This window comes from Campylobacter sp. P0109, from assembly GCF_002138755.1.
Taxonomy (GTDB): Bacteria; Campylobacterota; Campylobacteria; order Campylobacterales; family Campylobacteraceae; genus Campylobacter; species Campylobacter devanensis.
Genome location: NZ_MJKK01000003.1, coordinates 167,450 through 185,610, shown reverse-complemented (window position 1 = coordinate 185,610; position 18,161 = coordinate 167,450). Strand labels below are relative to the sequence as shown.

General features: G+C 32.6%; 15 protein-coding genes and 3 pseudogenes. 14 read left to right on the top strand and 4 right to left on the bottom strand.

Features of this window, described 5'->3' with window-relative positions:
* The first annotated feature begins 110 nt into the window (after window positions 1-110).
* From CIGNP109_RS04705 to CIGNP109_RS04685, 5 genes are read left to right on the top strand one after another with little or no spacing between them, the layout of a single operon-like run.
* Window positions 111-1,466 (top strand): hypothetical protein, encoded by a 1,356-nt coding sequence (locus tag CIGNP109_RS04705; protein WP_236847561.1) that lies wholly within the window; start codon window positions 111-113, stop codon window positions 1,464-1,466.
* A gap of 3 nt (window positions 1,467-1,469) precedes the next feature.
* The gene (locus CIGNP109_RS04700) at window positions 1,470-1,853 is read left to right on the top strand and encodes a YcfL family protein (RefSeq protein WP_086228390.1); all 384 of its coding nucleotides are present in this window, start codon (window positions 1,470-1,472) and stop codon (window positions 1,851-1,853) included.
* Window positions 1,854-1,872: 19 nt separating this feature from the next.
* Window positions 1,873-2,475, top strand: a complete 603-nt coding sequence (gene lpoB, locus CIGNP109_RS04695; RefSeq protein WP_442861891.1) for a penicillin-binding protein activator LpoB — start codon at window positions 1,873-1,875, stop codon at window positions 2,473-2,475.
* Between the two features lie 20 nt (window positions 2,476-2,495).
* Entirely contained in the window at window positions 2,496-3,839 is a 1,344-nt protein-coding gene (locus tag CIGNP109_RS04690; RefSeq protein ID WP_086228388.1) for a DUF6844 domain-containing protein, read from the top strand.
* An 8-nt stretch (window positions 3,840-3,847) separates the two neighbouring features.
* Window positions 3,848-5,041 (top strand): CsgG/HfaB family protein, encoded by a 1,194-nt coding sequence (locus CIGNP109_RS04685; RefSeq protein WP_086228387.1) that lies wholly within the window; start codon window positions 3,848-3,850, stop codon window positions 5,039-5,041.
* Window positions 5,042-5,153: 112 nt separating this feature from the next.
* Here the strand turns inward: CIGNP109_RS04685 and CIGNP109_RS04680 are convergent, their stop codons facing one another.
* Window positions 5,154-6,446: a glycosyltransferase family 8 protein gene (locus CIGNP109_RS04680; RefSeq protein ID WP_086228386.1), complete on the bottom strand. Its 1,293-nt coding sequence runs from the start codon at window positions 6,444-6,446 to the stop codon at window positions 5,154-5,156.
* A gap of 90 nt (window positions 6,447-6,536) precedes the next feature.
* On the opposite strand from CIGNP109_RS04680, the gene rfbA reads away from it, so the two are divergent.
* From rfbA to CIGNP109_RS04640, 9 genes and pseudogenes are all read left to right on the top strand, one after another.
* Entirely contained in the window at window positions 6,537-7,406 is an 870-nt protein-coding gene (gene rfbA, locus CIGNP109_RS04675; RefSeq protein WP_086228385.1) for a glucose-1-phosphate thymidylyltransferase RfbA, read from the top strand.
* Complete coding sequence (gene rfbB, locus CIGNP109_RS04670) at window positions 7,403-8,410, top strand: dTDP-glucose 4,6-dehydratase (protein ID WP_086228384.1); 1,008 nt, start codon at window positions 7,403-7,405, stop codon at window positions 8,408-8,410. Before rfbA ends, rfbB begins: the two co-directional genes overlap by 4 nt.
* Window positions 8,411-8,577: 167 nt before the next feature.
* A pseudogene (locus CIGNP109_RS04665) lies at window positions 8,578-8,975 on the top strand (sugar 3,4-ketoisomerase).
* Window positions 8,965-9,375 (top strand): annotated as a pseudogene (locus CIGNP109_RS04660) (acyltransferase); the annotation flags it as partial. The pseudogenes CIGNP109_RS04665 and CIGNP109_RS04660, both read left to right, overlap by 11 nt.
* Before the next feature lie 311 nt (window positions 9,376-9,686).
* Entirely contained in the window at window positions 9,687-10,037 is a 351-nt protein-coding gene (locus CIGNP109_RS08615; RefSeq protein ID WP_236847560.1) for a hypothetical protein, read from the top strand.
* A 27-nt stretch (window positions 10,038-10,064) separates the two neighbouring features.
* Complete coding sequence (locus CIGNP109_RS08810; protein WP_336526414.1) at window positions 10,065-10,208, top strand: hypothetical protein; 144 nt, start codon at window positions 10,065-10,067, stop codon at window positions 10,206-10,208.
* Between the two features lie 668 nt (window positions 10,209-10,876).
* Window positions 10,877-11,671, top strand: coding sequence for a glycosyltransferase family 2 protein (locus CIGNP109_RS04650; RefSeq protein ID WP_236847559.1), 795 nt, complete (start codon window positions 10,877-10,879; stop codon window positions 11,669-11,671).
* 270 nt (window positions 11,672-11,941) lie between these two features.
* Window positions 11,942-13,030: pseudogene (locus CIGNP109_RS04645) on the top strand (DegT/DnrJ/EryC1/StrS family aminotransferase).
* Window positions 13,031-13,316: 286 nt separating this feature from the next.
* Window positions 13,317-13,901 (top strand): hypothetical protein, encoded by a 585-nt coding sequence (locus CIGNP109_RS04640; protein WP_086228382.1) that lies wholly within the window; start codon window positions 13,317-13,319, stop codon window positions 13,899-13,901.
* Between the two features lie 450 nt (window positions 13,902-14,351).
* Here the strand turns inward: CIGNP109_RS04640 and CIGNP109_RS04635 are convergent, their stop codons facing one another.
* From CIGNP109_RS04635 to CIGNP109_RS04625, 3 genes are read right to left on the bottom strand one after another with little or no spacing between them, the layout of a single operon-like run.
* Window positions 14,352-16,376: a motility associated factor glycosyltransferase family protein gene (locus CIGNP109_RS04635; RefSeq protein WP_086228381.1), complete on the bottom strand. Its 2,025-nt coding sequence runs from the start codon at window positions 16,374-16,376 to the stop codon at window positions 14,352-14,354.
* Window positions 16,369-16,914 carry a UbiX family flavin prenyltransferase gene (locus CIGNP109_RS04630; RefSeq protein WP_086228380.1) on the bottom strand — a complete coding sequence of 182 codons (546 nt, stop codon included), beginning with the start codon at window positions 16,912-16,914 and terminating at the stop codon, window positions 16,369-16,371. The genes CIGNP109_RS04635 and CIGNP109_RS04630 overlap by 8 nt, the downstream gene beginning before the upstream one ends.
* Window positions 16,911-18,086, bottom strand: a complete 1,176-nt coding sequence (locus tag CIGNP109_RS04625; RefSeq protein WP_086228379.1) for a glutathionylspermidine synthase family protein — start codon at window positions 18,084-18,086, stop codon at window positions 16,911-16,913. Before CIGNP109_RS04625 ends, CIGNP109_RS04630 begins: the two co-directional genes overlap by 4 nt.
* Window positions 18,087-18,161 lie beyond the last annotated feature (75 nt).

Below are 18,161 nucleotides of genomic sequence, written 5' to 3'. Positions count from 1 at the left end.
GATATATAACAAAAGTAATATAAATAATTAATGTAAATTTAATATATAATTTACCATTAATTAATTATATTTTGCGACAATTTTTCGGTAAATTTAAAATTAGGTTATCTATGATTAGAGTTGCTCTTTTGTGTTGGATTATATTGCTTGGATTTAGTGGTTGTGCTGTGCCAAATGCCCTTTCTATCGCTGTTACGCCTGATGATTATATAAGCAAATTTGTGGTGAATGAATGCGATCAGAGCTACTTTGAAAATGAGCTTCAAAAGGCTAAAAATAATAAAGATCCGATATATACTGCTATAAATGCTGCTTCAATAGCTAGAGTTTGTCAGGAATTCGCACTTAGCAATGAGCTTTTGGATATTGCTGAAGATAAATATAAATATGATGTGGATTTAGAAAGTACAGGTAATAAGATAGCTAGAAATCTTGTAGGGATACTTTTAAATGATACATTTAGTGATTATGATGGGAATTTGTATGAGAGAATAATGGTAAATCTCTATAAGGGACTGAATTTTATGAGTTTAAATGACTTTGAAAATGCTAGAGTGGAGTTTAATCGTGCTTTAATCCGCCAAGATATGGCTAAGGAGTATTTCGCTCCACAGATCCAAGCGGCCAAAGAGGAGCTAGAGAAACAAAAAAGCGACCCAAATTACAAAAAGAATTTAAAAAATACTAAATTAGTATATGATGAGTATTCTAGGCTTTTTAAGGAGTTTAAAACTAGTGAAAATTTCATCAATCCATATGCTACTTATGCGGCTTCTGTCTTTTTCTATTTAGATAAGGATTATAAAAATTCAGCAGATAAATTCCGGGAAATAGCTATCGCTAATCCTAAAAATAAAGCGATATCAGCTATAAACAAAAGATTGCAAACTAGAGCCAAAAATGTAAAATCTAAGGGCAAAAAATATATATTTTTAGCTTATGAAGATGGCCTTGGGACTATAAAAAATGAATTTGCTATGAATATTCCATATATTATTAGTGATGGGGTGGCAACTGTGAGTTTATCTTTGCCGATGCTTAAAAAGCGTGATTTTAGCTATAAAGATATAAGCATAAATGGGGTTAAGGCGACTCAAATTAGTAATTTTGATAATATTTTTGCTAGTGAGTTTAAAATAGAGCTTCCTTGGATAATCACTAAATCTATATTATCAGGCGCTATTAAATCCACAACTAGTGCCGTCGTGGCTAGTGAGGTTGGTGGGGTAGCGTCTTTGGCTACAACTTTTTTGCTTTCAGCAACAAATAAAGCTGATATAAGAGTGTGGCAAACTCTACCGAAAATAGCTAGTATCGCTATGGTAGAAAATAAAGGCTCATATACAATCAAAGATAGTAGTGGTAAAATCATAGTTAGTGATAAGATAGATAAGAGCAAAGATGCGTTGATCTGGCTACGATCATCAAATAAAGATATGGTAAAATCCATTATAATACAGAGGTAAAATATGAAAAAATTAGTAATGTTTTTGGTATGTGCTATGCTGTTTGGCTGTGCTGGTAATAGCGATATAGTCTTAGGGGATAATGGCTATAACTCGAATTTAGTAAGCTTAGAGGCGATAGATAGGGATATAGTCCAAGATATCAATCATAGATTTAATGAACTTGGGTTATTGGAGTTTCAAGTTGTTTTAAAAAGTAATTCTGAAATGGATGTGGCCTATAAGGTGGTTTGGCTAGATGAGAGTGGATTTGAGCTTAGGAATCCGGTAGATGAGAGCTATAAGGTTTTGCGTCTCAATGCTAATCGCCAAATCTCTATCAATAAACTAGCTCAAGACAAAAGGGCTAAAAGCTTTAAAATTTATCTAACTACAAAGGGGTTATAAGATGAGAAAATTAACTTTAATGAGTGTGGTGGCGGCAACTTTGTTGCTTAGTGGATGTACTAATCAGCCATTTTATACAGATAATAGTGGCAAAGTCAATCAAGGCGATACAGTTACGCTTGGACTAAGCAATGAGGATTTTGAGTTGGCGGCTGAAACTATGATAAATAGCCTGCTTAGTGATCCGGCATTTGCTAATCAAAAGCCAGGGGTCAGAAAAGTTGTAGCCATAGGCAGAATAGTCAATGATACTGCTCTTAGACTAGATAGTGATAAACTAACTAGGAAAATCACTCAAGCTATGAGAAGATCGGGTAAGTTTGTGCTTACTTCTGCGGTGGCATCTGGTGGGGCGCTTGATAGTATGAGCGAAGATGTTAGAGAGCTAAGGGGTAATGATGAATTTAATCAAAAAACAATAGCCAAAAAGGGAACTCTAATCTCGCCTGATTTTTCGCTATTTGGTAAAATTCGTCAAGATAATATAAGATTAAGCAACGGCAAAATAAAGGTTGAATATCTATTTTTACTTGGTTTGACTGATCTGAATTCGGGTCTAGTGTATTGGGAGGATGAAAAGACAATCAATAAAGCCGGCTCTAGCGATAGCGTAACTTGGTAAGATATTATAAAGGATAAGAGATGAAAAAAATACTATTATCAATGGCAGTTTGTGCGGCTTTGGCTTTTGGGATGGGGGATAAGGCTAATGAGATAACTCAAGCCGATGTGGATATCCAAAACAAATTAAGCGATGCTAGCACGCAAGATATAACGCCTAAAAGCGTAGAAGATTTTTTTGATGAGTTTGAGGATGAATTTGGTATAGAGTATGGTATCACAAAAGATGGCAAGACATTTTATACCGGAGTTAGCGATGTAACGCTAAGCCCAACTGATAAAAGTTTTGCTAAATCTTTACAAAATGCCTATAATAGAGCTCTATTAAATTTACAAGGTGAGTTTGTCAAAGATGCCTTTGGTAGGATAGCTACAAATAGCATAAGCAGATACAAAGCAGATCAATCAGACAACGCTAGGGAATTTGAAGAGTTGCCAAAAGGCGGGACTATCTCTCAAATTTTTGATCAGCTAACGCAGCTAGCGGGTGCTGAATTAAATAGGGCTTTAAATGATCTAGGTGTAGATAGCCAAGGGCTAGAAGAGGTGAGAAAAAAAGAGCTTTTAAAAGATGAATTTACTAAAAATATCGTTACAAAAGCTTTTGGTAATATGAGTGGCTTGGTGCCGGTAAAAACGGTTGTAACACAGACAAAAAGGGGTAATTATAGAATTGGTGTTATCGCTGTAATGAGCGATAAAACTAGACAAATCGCAAAAGATATGAAAAATAAAACCTCTTCACTCATAAAAGCAAAAGGTGGTAAGCCAGTAGTAGAGTATCTACCAAAAGAAAAAGCCGGTTTTATACAAGAGTATGGAATTAGGCTAGTATATGATGAGAATGGTGCGCCTATAATTTTAAGCTATGGAAATTGGGGTTATATCCCAGATGCTAATATTAAAATAGCAGATAGACAAGAGAGTATAGCCAAAGATACCGCCGCAGCACAAGCTGATGCGGCTATAATAGAGTTTATCAATACTAGTGTATCATTTAGCGATGAGAAAGAGACAGGCGAGGCAATAAATCAAAATATAAAAGAGACAAAAAATATTCTCTCAGGTGATACGCAAATTCAAGAAGAGACATTAGAAAATATGATAGATAGAGTCTCTAAAACCATACAAGCAAAAGCTTCAGGTCAAATCCGTGGGATACAAACGCTAAAAAGATGGGATTATACCGATGAAAATGGCGTGGAATATGTAGGTGTAGTGAGATACTACTCTTATGCTAATTATCTAAATATCACAAACGCCATATCAGATAAAAAGGGTTCAAACGCTACTTCAAATTCCGCTACACCAGCTAAGGCTACTCAAAGAAGCTCAAAAGTGGTAAATACGATAGATGATTTCTAGGGTAGAGTATGAAAAAATATCTATTTATATTTGCTTTTTTGGCTTGCGCTTTAAATGCCGAGGTGGTAACTCACACTAACACCAAAACAGCTATGGGAGAAGGGCATGGCCTTACAAGAGAAGAGGCTATAAATAACGCTATTATAGAAGCTATTGGCAAGATTAACGGGGTGAATATAAACTCTATAAAAAAATCAAACACCCAAGCGATAAGCGATAATAGCGGCTCAAATATCGTAGATGCCTATTCAAATGATATCAGCAAAGCCACAAAAGGCAGAGCCGATAGCTATGAGATTATCAGTGCTAATCAAGATAGCACAGGCAAGTGGGTAGCAGTAGTAGAGATAAAAAACTCAAAAACCACCAAAAGCTATAAAGCTCCAGGCCTTGATAATAAACAAAGAAGAAGTTTAGCGGTATTTAATGCTAGTTATGGAGATACTAGAGGGCTTGGCGAAGGCTTAAAAACTCATATAATCTCAAATTTAACTAAATCAAGAAAATTTAATATCCTAGATAGAGATAATGGCGGATACTATGAGATGGAAAAGGCTTTGATTAAAAGTAGCAATGCTAATAGCGATGAAATATATAAGCTTAAAAATGTGCTTGGTAGCGATTATCTTATGATTTTTGATATTAAGGCCGCACAAGCTAGAACAAAACAGAGTAATCTAACTGGCCAAAATATCACAAAAGCGGAATTTGTGGTGGATTATCAAGTGATTTTATTTGCCACTAGGGAGGTAAAATATAGCAATACTCTTACAATGAGTGTAAGCGTAAAAGATGATCTAAAATCAAATGAAGAAGCCTATAAAAAAATCGCTGATAAGATAACAAGCGATATATTAAATGCTATTTATCCCTTAAAAATCGCTAGTGTAAATGGGCAAGAAGTGGTATTTACACAAAATTTAAATGTAGGCGAGAGATTTGAGTGCTTTTCTCAAGGCAAAGCTCTAAAAGATAGTTACACCAAACAAAGCACAAGCGATATGAGAGTAGAGAGCAAGGCGGGTGAAGTCGAGATAACAAGAGCTACACCAAAGCTTAGCTATGCTAAGATCATAGATGGCCAAATGAAAGAAGGATACATTTGTCGGCCATTAGGTGGTGGTTCTGGTCCAGGATATAGCGAAGGTCGTGATGCAAACTACCAGTTAAATGATGGTGGCGGCGTGAATTTGGGATTTTAGGCTATTTTACCAAACTTTGCGAATTTAAAAAATTGAGTATTAAAAAATTCGCAAAGTTGGGAATTTGAGAAGTTAATACTTTGCGAATTTACGCAATTGTGCGGAATTTGGCTTATAGAAAATTTTTTGTGTTGTATTTGGTAAATGTCGTTTTCATTTTATAAGCTTTTAATATCACGCTTAGAGGGCTCTTTTTGTGTCTTTTGGCGTGTATTATCATCTCGCCTAAAATACAGCAAAGCCCGAAAATATCATCTGGAATTTCGCTATTTAAATTTAGATTATCTAGTGGTTTATCTATCAAATTTTTTATCACAAAATAGCCAAAAACGCTTTTTAAAGCTCTTAAAATCTCAAAGCCTAAAGTAGCAAAAACCTTATACTCATTTATGTCATTTCTCATAGCCATAAGCTCATCTCTAAACTCTGGTGTGCTAGCGGCATACTCCCACCAAATATCATTGATATTTCGATTTTGGCTATCGATATAGCTTTTTAAAAACCGCCAAGGCTTTTCGCCATAATGGATGATTTTAGGCTCTTTGTAGCTTTGCATAAACTCAGCCCTAGAGCAGTTAAGGCGGTGATTTTGCTCATCTTTACAGATCGCAAAACAGAAGCTAATGGATGAAAAATTATAGCTAATAGGTAGCTTTAAGAGCTTATTTGCTGGGATTGTAGCGTTTAATAGATCTTGATCGGCGGCTTTTATATAGGTGGCATTTTGGGCTAGGGATTGGCATTTTTGTTCTATTTTATTCTCTATATAAGCCTTTGTGTTGATGAGTAAAAATCCAGCATTGAAGTAGTCATTTGTAAATTTATGGGTGATGATTTGGTTATTTTGTTTATATTTCATTTTGCGTTTTTTGCTTCCGGGGTCATTGATAGCAGCTAGGATATTATCCTTTAAATCAATAGCAAAAAGCTCCCTTAAATCGCAAAGGCAGAGCATATCAGAATCTAGATATAAGCATCTATCCACGCTTGGGTTGAGATAATTTTTGAGTTTTAATCGATAATAAGTCAAAAAATTGCTATGCGCTGCCCCAGAGATTGGAAAGTTAGCAAATTCTTTATCATCTATTATATGGATTAGAATTTGGCATGGATATATTTGATTAAGCTCGTTTTGAAGGGCTTTTAGTTTATTTTGAGTTTGGCTTGATATATTATCGCTAAGAATGTGAAAGATATAGCCTTCTTGCTCTTGCTCACTGTTTAAATCATCAAAATTAATAGCCTTATAACTGCTAAATGAGCTATCTTTTGGCGCTTCAAATCCACTATTTTGGCATATATCCTTAAAGCTTAAATTTATATTTGTATTTTTAATTATGCTATTTATAAGCACCGCTGTGTATTTGATATAATTTTCATCTGCGCTAAATACTATATGGAACATTTTAAGCCTTTTTTATGTATAATTGTGTCAAATTATAGCAAAATATGGTAATTTTAGAGATTTTGGAGATTGAGATTTTAAGGAGTATTTGTGAAAGGTATAATTCTAGCAGGTGGAAGTGGCACAAGGCTATATCCTAATACCATAACTCTTTGTAAGCAGCTTTTGCCGATTTATGATAAACCTATGATATATTATCCATTATCTGTATTAATGCTATCAGGGATTAAAGAGGTATTGATAATATCCACACCAAAAGATATAACTAGATTTCAAGAGCTTTTTGGGGATGGAAGTTGGCTTGGTATGAATATCGAATATTGCGTTCAAAACTCACCCGATGGCCTAGCTCAGGGGTTGATTTTGGCTGATGGTTTTGTAGGTAGTGATGATATGGCAATGATTTTAGGTGATAATGTATTTTATGGACAAGGCTTTACACCTATGCTTCATCAAGCCAAAAATGATGCCAAAAATGGATTTGCTACTATATTTACCTATCATATGAAAAATCCACAAGCATTTGGTGTAGTAGAAATGGAAGGAGATGGCAAGGTGCTAAGCTTAGAAGAGAAGCCATCAAATCCTAAGAGTAATTTTGTAGCTACTGGATTGTATTTTTACGATAATAGTGCTATAGATATCGCTAAATCTATAAAGCCAAGTGCTAGAGGTGAATTAGAGATAACTGATGTAAATATAGAGTATTTAAAACAAAATAGATTAAAAGCGCAAGGCTTGGGCAGGGGATTTGCGTGGCTAGATACTGGGACTCATGATAATTTGCTTGAAGCGGGGAATTTTGTCCAAACCATCGAGCTAAGACAAGGGTATAAGATCGCTTGTATAGAAGAGATAGCTTTTAATAATGAATGGATTGATGAGGAGATGCTTTTAAAACGAGCTAAGATACTAGATAAGAGCGGGTATGGAAGTTATTTAAGAGGATTATTAAAATGAGAAATATATTGATAACTGGTGGCGCTGGATTTATAGGTAGTAACTTTATAGAGTATTTTATGGATAAATATAGAGATTATAATATTATAAATTTAGATCTGCTTACATACGCAGGAAATTTGGATAATTTATCTAGCGTGGCAACAAATCCTAATTATACATTTATCAAAGGTGATATTTGTGATATAAATTTAGTTAAAAATATATTTAGAGATTATAATATTACAGATGTTATTCACTTTGCGGCTCAATCTCATGTGGATAACTCTATTAAAACTCCAGATATTTTTGTGAAAACTAATATAAATGGGACTTTTAACTTGCTTCATTGTGCTTATTTAAGCTGGTTTGATGCACCATTTACACCAAAAGAGAGTAAGAAAAATTGCATATTTCATCATATTAGTACTGATGAGGTTTTTGGCTCTTTGGGTGATAGTGGATATTTTACAGAGGATACGCCTTATGCGCCAAATTCGCCTTATAGTGCCTCTAAGGCTTCAAGCGATATGCTAGTTAGGAGCTATCACCATACTTATGGATTAAATACATTTATCACTAATTGCTCAAATAATTATGGACCTAAACAACACAACGAAAAGCTAATCCCAACTATAATACACAACGCCCTAGCAGGTAAAAATATCCCAATTTATGGCGATGGCAAAAATGTACGAGATTGGCTATATGTGTTAGATCATTGTAAGGGGATTGACGCTGTATTTCACTCTAAATTTTATGGAGAAACCTTCAATATAGGTGGAAATAGTGAAAAGACAAATTTAGAAGTAGTTGGTGAGATTTGCGCTATTTTGGATCGTATTTCTCCTAAGGCTGATGGAACTTCATATGCTAATCAAATTTCTTTTGTCACGGACCGTGCTGGACATGATAGGCGATATGCGATTGATTGTAGTAAAATAGCCGCAAAATTAGGATGGAATCCAAAAGAGAGTTTTGCAGACGGAATTCATAAGACTGTAGAGTGGTATTTAGGCAAGTAGAAATGCAATATAAATTAATTGATTTGAAATATTATGATGATAAAGATTTTGTATTGATTGTATTACAAAAATATCTGAATTATTCATATAAATTATTAATTTTTTTAAGTTATTGCTATTATAAGATAGATGGAGGGAGGGTGCGAGAATACCCTTTTAACAAAATAATGAACTATAAAATCTTAAATTTCAATGTCATAGGCGATGGGCGTGGTAAATTAGTAAGCTTAGAATCTTTAAAAATATCCCATTTGATATCAAAAGGGTATATTATATCTATGATACAAATACAGAGCCTAGGGGCTTTCACGCCCATACTAGACTTGAGCAAGTCGTGGTAGCACTAGCTGGAAGTTGTGAATTTGAGCTAGATGATGGGAAAAATAAAGAGATAATTAAGCTAAATTCGCCTAATATTGGTCTATATATCGGGGTAAATATGTGGCGGATTATGCGTAATTTCTATAATGATTGTAGGCTAATGGTTTTGGCTAGTGATTATTATCATGAGAGTGAGTATATAAGAGATTATAATGAGTTTTTAAAGGTAGCAAATGATTCATAAATTATCAGAAGTCCAAAGCCAAAATATTGGAAATAATACAAATATTTGGCAGTTTTGTGTGGTTTTGTCTAGAGCAGTAATAGGTGATAATTGTAATATTTGTTCGCATTGTTTTATTGAAAATGATGTAATAATTGGAAACAATGTAACAATAAAATGTGGTGTCCAAATTTGGGATGGAATAACAATAGAAGATAATGTATTTATCGGGCCTAATGTAACATTTTGTAATGATTTATATCCAGGCTCAAAGCAATACCCAACAGAATTTGCTAAAACTATTATCAAAAAAGGTGCATCTATCGGTGCTGGTGCTGTAATTTTGCCTGGTATAATTATAGGAGAAAACTCAATAATCGGGGCTGGAAGCGTGATAACTAAAGATGTTCCGCCAAATGCTAGAGTTATAAATAAAACTATAGATGATTACAAAAGATTGAGCTTAAATACCGGAATTGCTTCTGTAGGGGGGTATAAGTTAAACTATATTACTAATAAGCATCTATTATTTTTAAATTTTAATAAAACATTAAAGGTGGCATAGATGTTTTGCGGTGTTTTAAAAGGCAAGAATATTTTACTGAGACTTGTAGAAACTATTTTAACAAGTGAACATTATAATGAGTTTTTAGTGGAAAATGAAAAAAATACTTAAATAGATATTTATTTATCATAATAAAGAAAAGATTTTTAAATTTAAGGATAAATAAATTGAAATTTTGTATAGCAGGAAAAAATAATATAGCTGTTAATGCTTTGGATTATTTGATAAATGAGTTGCACTTTTGCAAGGAAAATATTTTTGTCGTTATTAATAAAACAGATAGCGGCGTTAATTTATGGCAAAAATCATTAAAAAAATATGCACTTGATAATAATATTAAAATTAAAACATTAGAAGATTGTTATGATATTAAAGATTTAATATTTCTTTCATTAGAGTTTGATAGGATCATAAAAATAGAATTTTTTAAAACTAAGAAAATGTATAATATTCATTTTTCATTGTTGCCTGCATATAAAGGAATGTATACATCTGCTTTGCCAATTATAAATGGCTAAAAATATTCTGGTGTAACATTACATAAAATAGACAATGGAATTGATACTGGAGATATTATCGATCAAATTAAATTTGAAATAGATTTAAATGATACCGCAAGAGATTTGTATTTAAAATATATAGAAAATTCTTTTATCCTTTTTAAAAAAAAATATAAAAAATATTCTTGAAGGCAATTTTATCTCAACATCACAACAAGCAATAGGTTCTTCTTATTATTCCAAAAAAGCCATTGATTATTCTAATCTTAAATTTGATTATAAAAAAACTTCTTTTGAAATATATAATCAATTAAGAGCTTTTATCTTTCCGTAATATCAGCTTCCGACAATAGATAATGAAGAAATATTTAAAGTAGAGTTAACAAATACAAAAGGAGATTTTTGTAATATAAAAAAAGAATCTTTTTATGAAATTACCGGTATTGATGGATATATAATAAAAGCTTTTATAAAAAGATAAAAACAGCATAATTATAACTAAAGCATTAAGATTTTTGATTATTGATGGTTTTAAGGTAAGAAAATAAGATTTTTAGAATTTTGCTTGAGTTTGTGCAATGAAATATTTATTAACTATACAATAGATATGCCAAATTAATTATTGATGGGGTATAGTTCGCTTTTTATGAGCTTGGATTTACACAAAGCCACTTTGATGTTAGAAAAGATAATGTCAAAGTTATAGCATTTCACAAGAGATTTGGTGCTATAATTAATGGCGAAGATGATGAAAATTATTATTTTAAATTTACTTTAGAAGATTATATAAAAATACGAAAAAATATGCTAAATTTTGTAGCGTATAGTTAAATTGAATTTATAAAAGGATAAGTGTCGTGGCTAAAATTTCTATATTGTGTCCTAGCTTTAATCACCAAAGATTTATCGCAGAACATATAAAAAGTGTATTAAATCAAAGTTTTAAAGATTTTGAGCTTGTAATTGTTGATGATTGCTCTACTGATGATAATGTAGCCCAAATAAGCCAATTTAACGACCCAAGGATTAAGCTAATTAGGCATGAGTTTAATAAAGGGATTAACGCTGCTTTAAACACAGCATTTGAAAATGCTAATGGCGAATATTTAATGTTTTTAGCTGGGGATGATTGTTTAGAGCCAAATGCCCTTGAAGTTATGATAAAAGAGCTAGAGAATTTAGATTATATCGTGTTTTATCCGGGCATAATGCGAACTGATATAAATGGCAAAAAAATAGAGCCTTTTAATGTAGAAATTAAAGATAGATATAAGATTTTAAATACTATATTTATGGAGCAAAATTGTCTATGGTCTCCTGGTATGTCAATGCGTAAAGATATATTTGCCAAATATCTATATCCGCTTGATACCTCTATGTGTTTGCATCAAGATACCCAAATGCATGTTAAGCTATTATTAAATATAGAGCCTAAATTTTTAGATGAGAATTTGATTTTATATAGATTTGATGATAATGTAGGTAATATTAGCAGATCATTTATAAGCCTTAGTAGAGATCGTATGGAGACTGAAATTTTGATGGATACATTTTTAAATATAGATGATGTAAATTTATTAAAAAAAATATTTGCCAAAGAGATTGATAAGACAAAATTAGAGCCTAAAATAGAGTATTTGGAGTTTTTTTAGGTAATATGGCGCTTTTAGCTTCTGAATGGTATCGTAAGGTTTGGGGATATCATACTATAATGCGATCTTATAATACTAAAGCCAAAGCTGAGGCCTTAAAAAAGAGTATAATTTTGAATTTAAAGATTATTTAAATTTAATAAAATTTATGTGCGAAAATAATGAGGTTATCAAATTTAGAAATAAATATAAAAAATACAAAAAATTATCAATCGCCTTAGGTGGTTTGAGTGTTGTTATCTTAGTATTTTTAATTATCGGAGTAATTTTATGATGCCATTTCTAGATTTAAAATCAATAAATTCCAAGTATAAAGATGAGATAAAAGCTAGGATTGATGGGGTATTAGATAGTGGTTGGTATCTACTAGGTGAGCAAAATAGGAAGTTTGAGAGCAATTTTGCTGCGTATTGTGGAGCTAGATATTGTATAGGTTGTGCTAATGGCCTAGATGCTTTAAGGCTCATTATCAAAGCTTATGGATTTGGCGAAGGCGATGAGATTATAGCTCCAGCAAATACATATATAGCCAGCATTTTAGCTATCACTGATAATGGATGTAGCCCAGTGCTAGTGGAGCCAGATTTGGATACATACAATATCAATCCAGATTTAATAGAGGCCAAAATAACTGATAAAACCAAAGCTATTTTGGTCGTTCATCTATATGGTCAAGCTGTAAAAATGGATAAAATTTGGGCTTTAGCTAAGAAATATAATCTCAAAATTATCGAAGACTCAGCCCAAGCTCATGGTGCGTATTATAATGACAAAAGAGTTGGGAGCTTAGGCGATGCGAGCGGATTTTCATTTTATCCAGGGAAAAATTTAGACGCATTAGGCGATGGTGGCGCTGTGACTACAAATGATGAAGAGTTAGCACAGAAAATTCGAGCATTAGCCAACTATGGTTCGCATAAAAAATATGAAAATATCTATCAAGGAGTAAATTCTAGATTAGATGAGATCCAAGCTGCTGTTTTGGATGTGAAATTAAAATATTTAGATAGCGATAACGCTAAACGCAAAGAGATAGCGCAATATTATTTACAAAATATTAAAAATCCATTAATTTCTTTACCGCAAACTTATAGCTAAAATTCGCATGTTTGGCATGTGTTTGTCGTGAGGGTTAAAGATAGAGCGAAATTCCAAAGCTATCTAAATGATAATGGAATTCAAACCATCATCCACTATCCGATCCCACCACACAAACAAGAGTGTTATAAAGAGCTAAATCACCTTAGCTTTAAAATAACTGAGCAAATTCATAGCGAGATTATTAGCATTCCAATTTCGCCTGTGATGAGCGATAGCCAAATACAAAAAGTTGTAGAAGTGGTGAATGAATTTAAATAGATTAAAAGGTATATAATGAATAATAGCGAAATTCAAAATTTAAAAGATGGTGTCCAATCTACTTCTTTTTATATATTAGATAAATTCAAAATATTTCAAATAGATAAATCGCTAATGGGGAGTTAACAATAGCTATAAACTATTAAAAATACCAATTTTCCAGACTAAATCTATACAAAATGGCATAAAAATTAGATTATTGCCATTTTTGCCTATACGGCTTAGTTTTAAATTAACAAAAAATACTTCCTATGATCTGTTAGATGAGCATTACAAGCAAACTCTTATGAAATTAAATTCACGCTTTAAAAATGGGCAAATGCATATATATGGCTATACTAAAATGGATAAATTAGCCGGTATTAAATGCAAAAATAAGACAAGAAAACAAATTTTATTATGTCCTCATCATATTATCAATACTAAAGAGTTAGATCTTTCTAATTTTTTAAAATATTCGGATTTCTTTTTAGAGCTACCAAAATTATATCCAGATGTTGATTTTATTTTTAGACCACATCCATTGTTAAAATATAATTTAACCAAGTATTGGGGAGAGAGCAAAACTAATAAATATTATGATCAAATAGCGGCTTACTCAAATGCTATATATGATAATAGCGAAGATTATTTGGAGACATTTGCTAATTCCGATGCAATGATACATGATTGTGGTTCTTTTACTGCGGAGTATCTATTTACTAATAAGCCATGTTGTTATATGTTAAAAAATGTTGATGATATCAAGAGAAAATTCTTACCTATGGGGCAGAAGTGTTTGGATAATTATTATAAAGCATTTAATAAAAATGATATTTTGAATTTTATTGATAATGTTGTGATTAAAGGTATAGATCCAATGAAAAACTAAAGAGATAAAGGAATTAAGATTAAATTATCCAAATGTAGCTCAAATTATTGTTGAGCATATAATAAAATAAGAGAGATTGTAGATGTTAAGATATAAAAATATAGCCACTATTATATAAAGTGAAATTTTAGTAAAATTTATATTAATAGGTAAAAATTAATGAAACGAATTATTACTTTTGGAACATTTGAAGGTTTTACAAAGAGCTGCGAATTTGGGTAGTGAGTTATTTGTTGGAGTACCATCTGATGCATTGAATTTTTCTAAAAAAATCGCTATCCTATATATTCTCAAATGGAAAAATAGAGATAATTAAATCTTTAAAATACGTAACTGAAGTATTTTTAGAAGAGTCATTGGAACCTAAAAGAGAATATTTACTAAAATATCAAGCTGATATTTTAGTAAATAGTATTTTTAATTTAAAATAATTTAAATTAAAAATACTATTTACACATAAGCTTGTATCTCCCACCCATCTAGTGCTGTTTGTAGCGTATCAATCGTAGTTTCTACCATTCCAGCCAAGCTAAAAAAGTAATACCCATGCTGGCGTACATATTCAAAAATTTTCTTATCACGTTCGCCTTTATTATTTTCAGGTTTTACCATTAGCGCCATAAATTCTAGCTCTTGATGAATACAAAAGTTATATGCGGTATACATATAGACATCATTAAAGACTTTATCACTCTGTAGTGTCGCCTTTAGTCGCTCGATTCTATCTTTTAACTCATAAAATTTAGCATATCGTGGCTCCTTGTTAGCGGCTAAATCTCTATCGGCACTCTCTACTAGCTTGCTAATTTTCTTAAATAGTTCAGTAATTAATGCTTGTCTATCCTTGCCAACTTTGATGAAATTTTCTATTATTGCTCTTTGTTCGCTTAGTTTTTGTTGGCTAAGTTTAGGCGAAATAGGCTCTGGTTTTATCAGCTCTTTTTTAACTCCAGCACCTATTAATTGGCTTACAAGCTCACCAAAAGGCATCTCAATAGCTCCTTTAATCCTAGAGCCGCCCTCAGTAGCATTATATACTTTTACATCTGTATAGGCATTTAAAGCATCAATCATCGCTTCAAAATAGTTTCTAAAAAGATCCCAGGTTTTAGTGGATTTTACCTGCGTTTTGCCGCCATAGCCTAGCACGGTTGTGATATTTGGTGTATACTCTTTAGAAGCGATAGTAGGTGAGGTCTCGCCAAATACCATTCCCCTAGCATGTGTGGTGCCATCGCTTGCCATTGCTAAATCCTGCCCGATAAATATGATTTGTTTACAGCCTAGTTCTATAGCCAAATCAAATGCAAAATGCGCTGTACTAGGACCTTTACACATATAGTTTTTACTATCCTCGCCTAGGGCGTACTCAAATTTAAGTGGCTTATGAGCAAAAACTGCATTTCTACCTTTTAAAAGTCCGATGGTATTTGGATGAATAAGTGAACTAGCTACAAAGGTTATACCATTATCAAATTCACTCGCTTTAGAATTAAAAAATTCACCACTTTCAACAATTCTCTCCATTGTAGTAACAAAATCTGGCTTAAGGTTATTAAGCTTTAATATCGGATATGAAGCATCAGCAGCGATAAGAATAGCATATGGCGCAACCTCTCTTAAAAGCTCAAGCTGCTTAGTTAGACTAGGTCCAGTAGAGACTATGATGGCGGTTTTATTGCGGTTAGTATTTAGATTTAAAACATCTTTTAGGCTATAATTGGCATAAAAATGCGGCATATTTGCTACGACATGCTTCATCCCTATAAGGGTATCTTCGGCTGAAGTTCCGGCTGATTTGATACCTAAAAGCTGGGTGTTTAGTAGGCTTTTATTTATAGCATTTGCGCTAGATTCATAATTTTTAGCATAGTAATCATTATAGATATGAAAGTCATAACTTCGAACATTATAAATAACATCTTTTGAGCCACAAATTATATGTAGATATGACTCATTTAAGTAGCTAGTACAAAGTGGCACAAAGCGATTCTCACGCATATCTTTGCTAAAATCATTTAGATGAAGTACTATAAAAAATATCTCAATCTCAGGCTCAAATACTATAATCTTTTTATGATTTTTATTTTCTAGTAGGGCTTTGTAGAAGTTGCCATTACCAAGACCATAGAAAAATAGCGATGGATAAAGAGAATACTCTTTTTTAAATTTGTTTAGCATATCGTTAGTATGAGATGCTGGTGAGCCGCTATAAAGTGGCTCTTTAGTGTGAGTGTTGATTATATTGATATCTAAGCTACTTTTACCAGCAAATACATCAAATTTACTATTGCTTTTTAAGTCATAAACTGCCTTTGCTAGGTTGAAATTTATCTGACAAAGGGCAATTATATTATTTATAAATAGTGTTGTTCCGCCATTTGCTCTTATATCTTTATCGATTGCTTGGTGAAACTCTTTAACTGCATTTGGGTCAACTTGGTGGTTGTAATTTTTATTAAATATATTATCCATTCCATCGCCTTATTAGATTGTGTTTGATTTTTAAGCTATCTAGCCATTTAGCTATTATGAAATTTTCAGCCTCATCAATGCTGCTAGGCTGAGTGTAATATCCTAAAATTGGTGGAACAATCCCAACGCCAATACTAGCAAGTTCGGCCATCTGGCGTAATGATATAGCATTTAATGGTGTTTCACGCACAGCTAGGACTAAATTTTTTCGCTCTTTTAGCATTACTGCAGCTGCTCTTAAAAGAAGATTATCGCTAATACCGCAGCTGATTTTAGCTAAAGTATTTATAGAACAAGGCGCAACTATCATAGCATCAAACATCGCTGAGCCGCTAGCTGGAGCTGCGCTAATATCATTTATATCATAAATTTGAATTTTGCTATCAATTTTTTGGCTTAAATTCTCTTTTTGCATAGATAGTGTAGCGTTTTGAGTTATAATTAGGTTAGTATCTACGCCTAGAGAATTTGCATTATTTGCTAGCTTGATTCCAAGGTGAGCGCCACTGGCTCCGCTGATTGCTACTATTAGCTTCACTCTATTATATGTCCTACGAATTTAGAGTAATTATCTATTATATCTTTACCTTTTCTAAAGCCTAGAGCGCACCCTTCAAAGGCAAAAAACATTCCAGCTTGATAGCTATCGCCGTTTTCATCTTTAGCAAAATCAGCAAATTCTTGATATAAGAATTTCCCATTTGCATATTCTCCGCCATTTTGTGCTGATATAGTGCCATCACTTTCTATTATAGAGATATTAGCGCCCTCTCTGGCTAAAAATGGCTTTTTGACCTGTTTTTTACCTTTTAATGGCTCAAAGCTTGATTCTAGAAGTAGCGGATGATTAGGATATAAATCCCATAAAATTTTCATAATTCCTTTACTTTGAAATAATAAAGTATAGGCTGGATTTAAGATTATAGCCTTTTGGTTTTTGATTATGTTTTTTATGATTAGTGCTAGGTCGCTCTCATCAATAGCAATCATCTCCCATGGAATTAGTTTAAACCAATACTCCCAGTTTTGCTCATTCCAAAATATCCCATTTTCATCATCAAAGCTCACTTCATCAACAAAGGCAAAATCACACTCAAATCCAGCATCTCTAGCAGCAGATTCTAGCAATCTTGTAGTATTTTCATCTTCAACACTTCCGGCTATAGAGCTAAAGAGAATTTTCCAACCCTCATAATACTCATCAAATGCGCTAGTATCTTCTTGAAGCGTTACAAGGCGTTTGAAATTCTCTACTAAAGCCTCATATACATCATTAAACTGAGCTGCTTCATCAAGATTGTTAAATTTAAGCATTGCCCATTGGATTATCGCTGTTTCAAAAAGACTCGTAGGCGTATCGGCGTTAAATTCAATTAATTTAATAGGCTTACCATCTATGCCACCAGCTAAATCAAATCTACCATAAATATGCCAATGAACATCATTTTCCCAGCTAGCTTTAATAGTATCAACTAGATTAAATGGAATCCCAAGCTCATGGAATAGATCATTATTAATAACATACTCAGCAGCCGCTACATACATATCATATAGCTCATTTGTCGCTTCATAAAAGGCCTCGGCTTCATCTTGGGTTATGCTTACTAGCTCATTAGATATATATCTGCTACCATCAAGATCGGTATGCCAGCCAAATCCGATACTCTCTAAATATCCATTATCAAGTGGTTTAATTTTTTTAAGCTTCACTTTTGTCCTTTTAATAGATTGATTTTAAATGCTTATTATATTTTAATAAATTAAATTTGAGCTATATTTTATAAA